General features: G+C 60.7%; 6 protein-coding genes and 2 pseudogenes. 1 reads left to right on the top strand and 7 read right to left on the bottom strand.

Annotated features, from left to right (window positions below):
• Nucleotides 1-79 precede the first annotated feature (79 nt).
• On the top strand, nt 80-2,560 hold the full coding sequence (locus ACYZT4_RS02280) for a TonB-dependent siderophore receptor (RefSeq protein ID WP_461984911.1): 2,481 nt from the start codon (nt 80-82) through the stop codon (nt 2,558-2,560).
• A 102-nt stretch (nt 2,561-2,662) separates the two neighbouring features.
• Here ACYZT4_RS02280 and ACYZT4_RS02285 read toward each other — a convergent pair whose 3' ends face one another.
• From ACYZT4_RS02285 to pvdM, 7 genes and pseudogenes are all read right to left on the bottom strand, one after another.
• Nucleotides 2,663-3,619 (bottom strand): thioesterase domain-containing protein, encoded by a 957-nt coding sequence (locus tag ACYZT4_RS02285; RefSeq protein ID WP_461988522.1) that lies wholly within the window; start codon nt 3,617-3,619, stop codon nt 2,663-2,665.
• Nucleotides 3,620-3,637: 18 nt separating this feature from the next.
• Nucleotides 3,638-3,757 (bottom strand): annotated as a pseudogene (locus tag ACYZT4_RS02290) (phosphopantetheine-binding protein); the annotation flags it as partial.
• A 153-nt stretch (nt 3,758-3,910) separates the two neighbouring features.
• Nucleotides 3,911-6,829, bottom strand: a pseudogene (locus ACYZT4_RS02295) (amino acid adenylation domain-containing protein); the annotation flags it as partial.
• A complete protein-coding gene (locus ACYZT4_RS02300) occupies nt 6,826-8,490 on the bottom strand; it encodes a cyclic peptide export ABC transporter (RefSeq protein ID WP_461984913.1) in 1,665 nt (554 codons plus the stop codon). The pseudogene ACYZT4_RS02295 and the gene ACYZT4_RS02300, both read right to left, overlap by 4 nt.
• A gap of 234 nt (nt 8,491-8,724) precedes the next feature.
• Entirely contained in the window at nt 8,725-9,597 is an 873-nt protein-coding gene (pvdO, locus tag ACYZT4_RS02305; protein WP_461988523.1) for a dihydropyoverdine dehydrogenase, read from the bottom strand.
• A 37-nt stretch (nt 9,598-9,634) separates the two neighbouring features.
• Nucleotides 9,635-10,915 (bottom strand): pyoverdine-tailoring periplasmic protein PvdN, encoded by a 1,281-nt coding sequence (gene pvdN, locus ACYZT4_RS02310; protein WP_461984915.1) that lies wholly within the window; start codon nt 10,913-10,915, stop codon nt 9,635-9,637.
• Nucleotides 10,912-12,282, bottom strand: a complete 1,371-nt coding sequence (pvdM, locus tag ACYZT4_RS02315; RefSeq protein WP_461984917.1) for a pyoverdine-tailoring dipeptidase-like protein PvdM — start codon at nt 12,280-12,282, stop codon at nt 10,912-10,914. The genes pvdN and pvdM overlap by 4 nt, the downstream gene beginning before the upstream one ends.
• Nucleotides 12,283-12,309 lie beyond the last annotated feature (27 nt).

Raw genomic sequence — 12,309 nt, forward strand, 5'->3', positions numbered from 1 at the left:
CGGCGGTTTCCATGTCCAGGCGACGGTTCGGCCCGGTGGCCCTCAGGTCTTTTCACTTTTACCCATAATAGAGAGCACGATGTCAGCAATTCATGAGTTAAAACCTCTGTTCAAGGCGTTGGTCATTTCCCGCAGTCTGCGCCCGCGTAACGCGCTGGCGGGTATCGGCATGGCTTGCCTGTTGCCATTCAGTGCGCAGGTCTTTGCGGAAGATTTCGCGATCGACATTCCTGCCCAGCCGTTGCCTCAAGCCTTGAAAGCATTCGGTACGCAAACCAGTCAGCAGGTGATTTACAACGCCACCGAGATGGCCGACCTGCGCAGTAATCGGGTCAGCGGCAAACTCAGTCCTGAAGCCGCCATCGCCGAACTGCTCAAGGGAACTGGCGTGCGTTACAGCTTCGAAGGTAACACGCTGATGCTGGTGCGCAGCACTTCGGGCCAGGGCCTGGAACTGGGCGCGACCACCATCAGCGGGCAGCGGATGGAGGCGACCACCGAAGGCTCGAATTCCTACACCTCGAATGCCGTGACCATCGGCAAGGGCACCCATACCCTCAAGGAAATTCCGCAGTCGGTCACGGTGATGACCCGCAAGCAAATGGACGATCAGGACATCGTCGATCTCAAGGACGCGGCGAACAAGACCACTGGCCTGGTCGGCGCCCAAGGTGTCGGTCGGGGCTTGATCCTCAGCTCGCGCGGTTTCCAGATCGATGACTGGCAATACGACGGCGTGCCGATCCCGCGCAATACTTACGCGCTGGGTAACTGGGCCACGCAGGACCTGATTTTCTTCGATCGCATGGAAGTGCTGCGCGGCGCATCCGGCTTGCTGCAAGGCACCGGCAGCCCAGGCGGCGCGGTCAACCTGGTGCGCAAACGCGGCCAGACTGCACCGACCGTGACGCTTACCGGGAAGGCTGGCTCGTGGGATCACTACGGGCTGCAACTGGACGCCGGCGGGCCGCTGAACCAGACCGGTACCGTCCGAGGACGCTTCGTTGCCGACCAGGATGACAGTCACTCGTTCGTCGATTCCGAATGGAGCAAGACCACCTCGCTGTACGGCGCGCTGGACTTCGATCTCAGCGAAGCCACCACTGTGGGCTTTGCGGTCAGCCAGTCCGATGGCGAGTCGCGAGGCAATGTCCGCGGCTTCCCGCGCTACGCCGACGGTAAACCCATCGACTTGTCGCGCAAGACGTACACCGGTGCGAAATGGAACCACTCGGACATTGATGTCACCACGCTGTACACCGATCTGGAACACCGTTTCAACGACGACTGGGCGTTCAAAGTCGGTGCCGTGCGCATGACTGAAACCAACAAGGCGAAGAACCAGCGGGTGCAGTCGACCGGCGCTGGCATCAATGCCGATGGCACCGGCTTGCAATACGCTGACTTCGTAACGGACATGGACTCCACCAAAGCCGCTCTGGACATGAACCTCACCGGCAAGTTCGAAGCCTTGTCCATGCAGCAGGAAATCATGATCGGCGGCAATTACTCCAAGTACACATCGGATGACAAATACGCCCGGACTTTCAATAACAGCACCGACAATATCTTCGACATTGATCACGACCGTCCCGAAATCAGCTACGAAGGTTTGCTCAATAGCCCCGGTGGTCGTGGCGCTCCGAGCGAATACGACATCCGTCAGAAAGGTCTGTACGGCAGCTGGCGGGTCAAGCCGATTGAACCACTGACCCTGGTGCTCGGCTCACGGGTCAGTTGGTACGACTACAGCTATAAGTCGTGGACCCAAACCGCAACCAGCATGACGGCGGACCCTGACAGCACCACCAACGAAACCGGGGAAGTCACGCCCTACGCCGGTATCATTTTTGACCTGAGTCGCGAATGGTCGGTCTATGCCAGTTACACCGATGTGTTTGTGCCGCAGACCGAACGCGATACAGGCGGCAAGGTGATCAAACCGATTATCGGCAGTAACTACGAGGTAGGTCTCAAGGGCGAGCTGATGGATGGTCGGGTCAATACGTCCCTGGCCCTGTTCCGTTACGACCAGGAAAACCGTGCCGTTCTCGATACACAGGGTGAGCAAAGCTGTGACGGTTGGTATTGCTCGACGGCTTCGGGCAAAGTGCGCAGTCAGGGTCTTGATGCCGAAATCAGCGGTGAAGTGATCGACAATCTGCAACTGTTTGCCGGTTACACCTACAACACCACCCAGTACATAGAAGCCCCTACCAATGAAGGCAAGATCTTCAGCTGGTGGACGCCGAAACACATGCTGCGTGTCTGGGGCAACTACCAGTTCACCGGCGACTGGAATCGTGTCAGTACTGGCCTTGGCTTTACCGCGCAGACCCACACGGTGGGTTTCGACCACTCCGTCAACGTACCGGGTTACACCGTGTGGAATGCTCGTGTCGGTTATCAGCTCACCTCGGAAATCGAGCTGGCGATGAACGCCAACAACCTGTTTGACAAGACGTATTTCGCGGCGGCTTACAATCAGATCAATGGCAACAACAACTACGGTGATCCGCGCAACGTGATGTTCAGCGTGAAATACACGCCGGAGTTCTGATTCACTGCACGCCGATTCAACCAAAAGGCCCATGCTCTTTCGCCAGAGCATGGGCCTTTTGTGCTTTCTGTAGGAGCGAGCTTGTATTTGCGGCGTCTGTGGTTACCTGACGCAGCGCTCACACTCGAGGAAAACCTGCCTGAACGACTCCAGCAATGACTCGCTATAAATCATGCTGCGATGCGGCAGCGGTGAATGGATCGACCCCTGCAATTGCCCCGTCACGCTATGAGCCCTGAGTAGCTGTTCCGAGTGCAGCACTTGCTCCAACGTCTTATGCGACAGCGACCACCAGCAACTTGCCTTGACCTTGAGCATCGGCAACGAAAAGCCGTCGAACGCGTGCACCAGGCGATCGTGAATCGCATAGGCCTGGGCGTTCATGATTTCCTGCTTGATGCCTTCCAGGGTCACGATCATTTCCTGCTCGCCGGTGGACGTCTGCTCACTGGCCCAACGATAGAAATCCTTGAGGGCGGTAGTCGGGTGCTCGGCAATAAAACTCGCCGCCGCTTCCTCCAGGTGCGCGAACATCAGGCTGAACACTTCCAGCGCTGCCAACAGTTCGTTTTCCGCGCTGAGGTGGTTCGGGTCGTCTGCTTCCAGCGGTTTGCGTGGCAGGTCCGCCGGCAGGTCACGTTCCGGCAGGGTGGTGTCGACCAGCCCGAGAAAACTCACGTCACGACCTTGCTGCTCGAGGTGGGCTGCCACGTCCATGGCGATGGCGCCCCCCAGCGACCAACCCATCAGTCGATAAGGGCCGTGGGGTTGCGTGTCGACAATCTGTGCGCTGTAGTCGGCAATCATCTCGGCCCAGCTTTGCGCGCTTGAACCCTTGTCGGCAAAGCCTTTGTGCATCACGCCAAAGGTTCTGGCACGGCGGCCGAGTTTTTTCGCCAGTGGCTGGTAACAGAACACGATGCCACCGCTGGGGTGCAGGCAGAACAACGGCGGGGCTGTCGCTGGTGAAGCGTTCAATTCGACCACACACTGCACATTTTTTTGATGCGCCAAGGCGATGCACCTGGCCAGTGCTTCGACGGTCGGGGACGCCAGCATTTGCCGCAGCGCCAGCTTGATCCCGAGACGGGCATGGAGCGCCGAGATGAACTGAATGGCCAGAATCGAATGCCCCCCCAGCTCGAAAAAGTTGTCGTCGAGGCTGACCTGCTCGACTTGCAACACTTCCTTCCAGAGTTCTGCAAGGGCTTTTTCAAGTGGGGTCTCTGGGCGAATAAAAGGGCGCTGCGACTGACTGGGATCAGGCAGTGGCAGGGCTTTGCGGTCCAGCTTGCCGTTCGGGCTCAATGGCATGGCCGTCAGCACTAGCAGATGAGCGGGTACCATGTGGCTTGGCAGGCTGACCTTGAGTCCAGCCTTGAGGGTTTCGCGCAGGTCGCGTTGTTGCTGCTCGCTCAACCCGGCATTTTGGGCCACGACATAACCGACCAGCTGCATGCCCGTCGAACCTTCTTGGGCAACTACCAGCGCCTCACGGACGTGTGGCGATTGCAGCAGGCCCGACTCGATCTCTGTGAGTTCGATGCGGAAACCGCGAATTTTCACCTGGTGGTCCAGCCGGCCGACATACTCGATCACGCCGTCGGCGCGATAGCGTGCCAGGTCACCGGTGCGATAGAGACGGCCACCGCCCTGCGTACCAAAAGGATCGGGCATGAAACGCTCCGCTGTGAGATCTGGCCGGTTGACGTAGCCGCGGGCGAGCAGGTCGCCGCCGATCACCAACTCAGCCACGACGCCTACCGGCGCAGGCTGACCGCTGGCATCGAGCAGATAAATCGCGCGCCCGGCCAGTGGTCGGCCGATTGGCATGCTGTGGGGCAGTGCGGTACGCCCGGTGACGTAGTCGCTGCAATCAAACACCGTGGCGTCCACCGTCGTTTCCGTCGGCCCGTAGATGTTCAGCAGCCGCACGTGTCCAAGCCCCGCCTCGCCCCAGGCAGCCACGCCTTGCGGTGGCATCGCTTCGCCGCCGACGATTACCTGCCTGAGCGCGCCATAGTCACGTTGACCGGCGGCGGCGAAGTCCTTGGCCAGCATATTCCAGTAGGTGGTGGTCAGTTCGCTGACGCTGAATTGTTTATCCAGCAGTTCGCGGTACCAGGTGTCACTGTCCCAGATGTCCGGCCCGCGCAGTACGACCGCCGCGCCGCAGATCAGTGCCGGGTAAAACTGGTCGACGAAGGCGTCGAAGTTGAAGGTGGCAAACTGCAGCAATCGGTCCTTCGCGGTCAGGCCGAATAATGCTTGCGCCACCGCGGCGTGGCGGGTCAGTGCCACGTGGGTGATGCTCACGCCTTTGGGGCGACCGGTAGAGCCGGAGGTGAAGATCACATAGGCAAGGTTTTGACCGGTGGTGCGGCAGGGCGGATTTTCGGCGGCCAGTGCCCCCAGAACCTCCGCGTCGTCGACACACCGTACCTGAACACCTGCCATGACTGGCAGTCGATCCAGCAGCGAGCGCTGGCTCAGCAACACCCTCAAGCCGCTGTCCTCAATCATCCAGATGAGGCGTTCCTGCGGGTAATCGGGGTCCAGCGGCACGTAGGCGCCGCCCGCCTTCAGCACTGCCAGCAGGCTGATGATCATGGACGCCGAGCGCTCCACGGCAATGCCCACCAGCACCTCGGGACCGACACCCTGTTCAATCAGCTGATGGGCCAGGCCGTTGGCGGCGGCGTTGAGTTGGGCATAGCTCAGCTCCAGATCGTCGCAAATCAACGCCACTGCGTGCGGCGTGGCCAGCGTCTGGCGTTCGAACAATTGATGAACGCCTGCTTCGGGCAGGGCCGAAGCGAGCGGATTCCACTGGCGCAATTGCCGCTGACGTTCGTCCGCGTCCAGCAGCGGCAGTTCGCCGAGCGCGCGAGATGGGTCATCAATGAGCGCCTGCAGCAGGTTCAGCCAGTGCCGGGATAGACGTTCGATAGTCGCGGGAACGTAGAGGTCGCGGCTGTATTCAAGGCTCGCCTCGATGCCGTGGATTGAATGGCTGACGTCCAGTGACAGATCGAATTTCGCCTGACCCGCGCCGGCCTCAAGAAACTCCAGAGTCAGGCCGTCCAGCTCGATCCGTGCAGTGTCGCCGCTGTCAGCGCGCCAGTTGAACAGCACCTGGAATAACGGATTGGTTTGGGCGCTGGCCTGTAAGTGCAAGGCATCGAAACTCACCTCCAGCGGGTAGTCGCCATGGTCAAGCGCCGCCAGGGATTCACCACGCAGGCGCTGGAGAAACGCGCGGGCGGACAGCAGCGGGTCCAGGCGCACGCGGTACACCTGACTGCTGACAAAGTAGCCGACCAGTTCCTGGGTTTCGCTGCGATTGCGCGTAGCATTCGGCACGCCGACGGTGAAATCCTGCTGGCCGCTGTACCGGCTCAACAACAATTGCCAGGCGCCGAGGGCGACCACGAAAGGCGTCAGACCTTGTTGCTGGCAGAACCGGTTCAGGGCTGCAAACAGCAGAGCGGGCAGTTGAAAATCATGCTGTCCGCCCGGATGGTGGTGCTGCTCGCTGCGCGGGAAATCCACCGGCATGTCCAGCGTCGGCAATGGTTTACCCAGGTAGTTTTGCCAGTAGTCGGCGCTGTTGGCGCAGGCCGCGCTGTGCAAGTATTCACCGCGTTGCCAGGCTGCGTAATCGGCGTATTGGATCGCCGGGCGCGGCAGCGGCGTGTCGCTGGCCTGAGCGAAGGCTTGCGTCAGGTCGTGCGTCAGGATCGCGTTGGACCAGGCATCGGAGACGATGTGATGCATGTTCATCAGCAACAGCTGCTCACCGTCGCTGACCTTCAGCAAGGTTGCGCGCATCAGCGGCGCCTGGCGCAGATCGAATGGCGTACGGGCGTCAGTTTCGATCCACTGTGAAATCTGCCGGGCGCGAGGCTCGGTCACCAAGGCTGACAAGTCTTCGCGACCGAGCACCAGCCTTGCCTGATCATCGACCACTTGCATCGCCACACCGTCGATCTCGCGGAACGCACTGCGCAAGATGTCGTGCCGGGCCAGCACCTTGTTCAAAGCGTTTTCCAGACGTTGCGGGTCCAGCGTGCCGGTGATGTGCAACACCCGAGGCAAATGGTAGGCGGCGCTGTCCGGTGACAGCTGCTGCAAAAACCATAAGCGCTGCTGGGCAAAGGACAGGGGCGCCGGGGCCTGCTGGACGCGGGCGGCTATGCCTTGGGGTTGCTCGCCGGCATCGGCCAGCAGCAGCGCCAGCACGTCATCATCGATCAAGTCGTTCATCATGCTCTCGCCCTCTGCGACTGATTTTGCGCGACCACTCGGCCGCCCTCCATGCGCACCAGTTGATCGGCAACGTCGAAGTAACGGTCATCGTGGGAAATCACGATGATGGTCTTGCCCAGGTATTTGAGCTCGGGCAGGAGTTCGGTGTAGAAAATCCGTCGGAACACCGGGTCCTGATCCGCCGCCCATTCGTCGAACACCAGCACCGGACGCTCCTCCAGCCAGGCATGGAGCAGGGCCAGGCGCTTGCGTTGTCCGGTGGACAGGTCGGTGGTGCTGAAGGCGCCATTCTCGATGCTGACCTTGTGCGCAATTTCCAGGCGTTCGAGGTAACGGTTCGCGTCCTCCGGCACCTGCTGGTCGCCCTGCACCAGTTCATCGAACAGGTAATAGTCGGCGAAGATGGTGGTAAACAATTGGCGGTAATCGTCGCGGCCCTCGGCGCTGACTGGCTGACCATCGACGCGCACTTCACCGAGGTGCGGTGCGTAGAGGCCCAGCAGCAGCTTGATGAGAGTCGTTTTACCGCCGCCGTTTTCACCGACGATGAACACGATTTCACCCTGGTTGATCGTCAGGTTGACCGGCCCGAGTTCAAACGCGGCACTGCCTTTGACTGCCGGGAACGCGTAGTGCACGTCGTGCATTTGCAGGTGCTGCACCGAGGTTTTTTTCTCCGGACCGGTTTCACGCAGCAGCAGGTGGGGTTCCGGCGAGGAGAACTGTTCTGCCAGTTCGGCAATTCGCTTGAACGCGATGTTGGCGCGGCTGACCACCGGCAAGGTGGTCACCAGGTATTCCAGCGGGCCTTTCATGTACAGCAGCACCAGCACGAAACCGCTGAGCACCGCTTTATCGGTGCCGAGCCAGAACGATTGCAGGGCCAGCGCCAGCCCGATCACCACGAAAAACAGCATCGAGCCGAAAGTCTTGGCCACCACGAAGGTATTGATCGAACGGATGTGCGTGTTGCAGATGTAGTCGGCGGTGCCTTCGATGCGCTGGCTGAACATGCGCTGGCGGCGCGGGCGATGGATGCGCAGTTCCTTGGCCCCGGCGGCGATGGCGCTGTAGTGTTTTTGCAATTCGTCTTCAGCTTCGCGGGCGGCCTCGAAGCCTTTGATGCCTTTGGCGCGGGCCACGTATTGAACTGCCGTGCCGATCACGATGGCGACCAGCAGCAAGGCAAACATCGGCACCGACAGGTACGCCAGGTAGCTCAGGCAACCGAGGGTCACAGTGAAAGCGATGGCCAGTGGCGCAAAGGAGAAGGCGAAATCGCTGATGGTGTCGACGTCGTGGGTCAGCACCGGAATCAGGCGGTGGGTGCGATAGCGCTCGATCTGTTCGATCGGCGCCAGCAGCACTTTTTCCCCCAGGGATTTTCGCAGGCCGGCAATGATGTGTTGGCCGACATGGTTGGTGCCGATGTCCGACAGTATCGACGTCAGCAGCGCTGTCGCGCACAGGCCGACGAAGGTTGCCAGCACTCGCGGCGAGGGACTGCCGACGGCGTTCAGGGCGTCGTTGATGGTCGCCAGCAGCGCGGTGATGCTCAGGCCGCCGAGCATGCCGAGGATGATGGACGCCACCACGACCACCCGAAAAGGTCTGAGCAGGCCGAGGACTTCACTGATGGCTCCGCGGGATGTTGAGGTCATGGCAGTTTCCGCTTCAAGTGCCGGCAAGGGCAGAGGTTCGAGATCAAGAGTTTGGCTGGTTAAAAGACGAAACCCGTGGGTGACGATTTAGCCGCACACGGGTTCTGGAGGTTCATGGAGATCAAAATATGGGAGTGAGCCTGCTCGCGATGACGGAGTGTCAGTCAGCAATGATGTCAACTGACACGCCCCCATCGCGAGCAGGCTCACTCCCACATTGGATCGGCGGGTTCTTTACAGATCCCGCGCCACGCGAAAGCCCAGCCAGTCGCCACGGGCATCGGGGAAGGCGGCGTTGCGGTTGCCCGAGCGCGAGAACACCGGTGCTTCGCCCCAGTCGTTGCCGCGAATGCGCTGGACCTTGCAGTCGCCGGTCAGCCACGCGCTGCCATCGCTCGGTGCGCCGATGTAGTTTTCGTTCAGGCAATCGGCGGTCCATTCATAAACGTTGCCGTGCATGTCGAAAACCCCGAATGCATTGGCCGGGAAACTGCCCGCTGGCGAGGTGAAGTTGTAGCCGTCGGCAGCGCCGTAAGTGTTGGCGTGTTTGGAAATGCTGTATTCCTTGCCTTCATCGAAAGGGAAAGGGAACGGGCCGTTGCTGCCGGCGCGGGCGGCGTACTCGCGCAAGGCTTCACTGACGAGGTGGTAGGCCTTGCCGGACTTCTTCGAGAGCCACGCCACATAGGCCGTGGCTTCTTTCAGGTCCATGCACACCGCCGGGTGTTTGTGGGTGTATTCGTAGCGGGGAATACCGGCCTTGCACTCACGCCCCGGACGATCGTCGCCGTCGGGCATGACGTAACCGGTGTCGCGGAGGTAGGCGTCCCATTCGCCTTTCAGCACCTGAAAGCGGCTGATCGCCAGCGGTTTGGCGAAGGTCACCGGGTGCTGCGGGCCCTCATCCGGTTCGCGTCCGACTTCATCCTCTGGCGTGCCCATGGTGAAAGTGCCGGCAGGCAGAACGACCATTTCCGGGCAGTCCTTGCAGTCCTTGAACACTTTGCCCGGGGCGATGGGTGCGGCGGCCTCGGTGCTGAACGGCAACAGGCAAGCGAACGCCGCCGCAAATGCCATCAAGGAAAATTTACGCAGCTCACTGTTCATCATCTCTCTCGTCAAAAAAGTCAGTCAGGTCGGTGGCTCAAAGCTGTTTGGCGAGCAGCACCATGAAGCGGTCGATTTCACTTTCGTTGTTGAGCAGGCCCGGCGCCGTGCGGATCACCGGGCCGACATCACGCTCCACGGCATCGACGACCACGCGGTTCTGCATCAGGTAGGCGGCGATCTTGTCGCTGTCCTTGTCCTTGACCCGGAAGAAGGTGAAACCGGAGGAAAACTCGGGACTGCGTGGCGTCACCAACTCAATGTGCGGGTGCTCGGCCAGGCGTTTTTTCAGGTACGTGTTGAGCGCGTGGATGCGCGCCTGAACCTCGGCCTTGCCCAGCTGCAAATGCAACTTGAAGGCTTCATTGAGCGCCCAGCGGTGCTCGAACGCGTGGTAACCGCCTGGGGTCATGGTCGTGGAAAAATGTTCGGCCTCGGAGAACGTCGGGATAATCGGCGTGACGTATTGGACCTCGGTGCTGCGGCTGCAAACGATGCCGGTGCCACGGGGGCCGAACATCCATTTGTGGGTGCCGGCGATAAAGAAGTCGCAGTTCATTGTCGGGAAGTCCAGGTCCTCGACACCAAAACCGTGCACGCCGTCGACCACGTAAACGATGCGATCCTGTTGGCTACGGTTACGGTTGTGCTTGTCCACCAGCGCACCGATGTCCGCGATCGGCAACTTCACGCCGCTGCCGGAATGCACCCAGGTCATGCCCAGCACGCGGGTTTCGGGTTTGATGCTCTGGTCGATGGTGTTGAGGATTTCGCCTTTCGTCAGGGTCTGCGGGTCCTTGAACAAACTGATCTTGCGCACGCGGGTGGCGTCTCGTTCGGTGCGTAACGCGAGGATGGTGTGGGTCGCATAGTGCTCGTGATCGGTGGTAAGGATTTCCTGATCCGGGCGCACGTGCACGCCGCCGTAAATCATCGCCAGGCCTTCGGTGGTGCTGCCGGTCAGCGCGATCTGTTTGGCGTCGGCCTTGAGGTAACGACCGGCCCACACGCGCACTTCTTCTTCGCGTTGCTCGATGACGCCGAGGTCCCAGTCCATCGCCAGCCCGGGATTTTTATCGAGGGCGGCGCGGTGCATGTCGATGGCGTCGCGCACCGGTTTGGGGTGCGAAGTGATGAGGAAATTGGAGAAGTGCAGGTAATCCGGGTCCTGATTGAACAGCAAGCGCAGCTGCGCCCATTTGCCCTTGGGCAAGGGCGCCAGCGGCGTCGCGCTGGCGAGGCGTGGCAGGCCTGCGGTCAGCGGCAGGCTGGCGGCAAAGAGGCTGGCCTGTTTCAGAAAGGTACGACGATCAGTCATGGTTGGCGGGTATCCTGCTGTGAAACCAGCGCGGGTTTGGCGGCTTTCTGCACTTGATCCCAGACCCGCAGGAAATTGCCGCCCCACAGCTTGGCGATGTCGGCTTCGGAGTAGCCACGGGAGATCAGCTCAGCGGTGACGTTGCGGATCTCGCCGACGTTTTCCCAGCCTTTGACGCCGCCGCCCTCGTTGAAATCTGAGCTGATGCCGACGTGGTCGATGCCGATTTTTCGCACTGTGTAGTCGATGGCGTCGCCGAGGTCCTTGAGGCTTGCCTTGGGTTCTTCTTCAAGGATGGCGTAGAGGCGGCTGGCGTATTTGCCGAACTTCTGTTCGGACCAGGCGGCTATGATCGGGTCACCCGGCATCAGCGCCACGGCGAGGTTGGGCAGCGGCGGCAAGCCGAAATCCTTGCGCAGTTCGTTGAGCTTGTCCTGGGTGGGTTGCGTCAGCGGCTTCAGGTATTGAGAGAAACCGACGACCTGGACCACGCCGCCGCTGTCCTTGATCAGCTGCATTTCCCTGTCGCTGAGGTTGCGCGGAATGTCCACCATCGCCCGCGGCACCGAGTGTGAGGCGACCATGGGCGTGCGACTCAGTTGCGCGACTTGCTCCAGGCCCCGGGTCGACATTTGCGACACGTCGATGATCACGCCGAGGTCATTCAGGCGACCCACGGCTTGCTTGCCAAGGTCCGAGAGACCGTTGAGCGCATCGGGCGAATCGTTGAAAAACGGCAGCGGTCGCGACGAGTCGGCCCAGTCGTTGTTGCCGATGTAGCTGAAGCCGAACATGCGCATGCCGCGCGCCGCCCACAGGTTCAACTGATTCAGGTCATGGCCCAACGGATAGGCGTTGAGCATGCTGATGAAGATCGCAAACTTGCCCTCACCGTGCAGGCGCCGCAAGTCGTCGGCGGTGTAGGCGATGGCCACCTGGTTGGGGAAATCGCGGACCATGCCGGTGATGATTTTGTAGCGGATTTCCTGCTGGTTGCGCGCCTCGTCGACAAACCCGGCAGTCGGTTTGTGCGGCGCGTTGGCGCCGTTCCAGATTTCCGGCCAGCCGAAAATCGTCAGGGCGGCGCCGGACAATGGGCCACGGTTGACTTTGATCAGGTCGAACTGGCCCTTGCCGTCCTTGTCGGCTTCGTTGCCGTCGGTGCCAAAGTCCTGCGTCAGGCTGACGTGGCTGTCGAAGGAGAGCAGGCGTTCGTGCAACTCATTGGCCTGCTTGATCACCTCGACCGAGTAACCGAGGTCGTTCCTGAACCAGTGATTCCAGGTCGCAAAACCTGCACCGACGCTGATCGCCAGGGCCAGCGGCAGGCCGATATAAAGAGCCTTTTTCGAACGGGGTCTTGTCATTGCCATCTCAGTCAGGTTCGCCGTCAA

It is taken from the genome of Pseudomonas sp. GB2N2 (assembly GCF_054897705.1).

Bases quoted from the DNA above. Each gene is read 5' to 3' on its own strand.
- ACYZT4_RS02285 (WP_461988522.1), bottom strand. From the start codon at position 3,619: ATGCTGGCGTCCCCGACCGTCGAAGCACTGGCCAGGTGCATCGCCTTG.
- ACYZT4_RS02300 (WP_461984913.1), bottom strand. From the start codon at position 8,490: ATGACCTCAACATCCCGCGGAGCCATCAGTGAAGTCCTCGGCCTGCTC.
- ACYZT4_RS02280 (WP_461984911.1), top strand. From the start codon at position 80: ATGTCAGCAATTCATGAGTTAAAACCTCTGTTCAAGGCGTTGGTCATT.
- pvdN (WP_461984915.1), bottom strand. From the start codon at position 10,915: ATGACTGATCGTCGTACCTTTCTGAAACAGGCCAGCCTCTTTGCCGCC.
- pvdM (WP_461984917.1), bottom strand. From the start codon at position 12,282: ATGACAAGACCCCGTTCGAAAAAGGCTCTTTATATCGGCCTGCCGCTG.
- pvdO (WP_461988523.1), bottom strand. From the start codon at position 9,597: ATGAACAGTGAGCTGCGTAAATTTTCCTTGATGGCATTTGCGGCGGCG.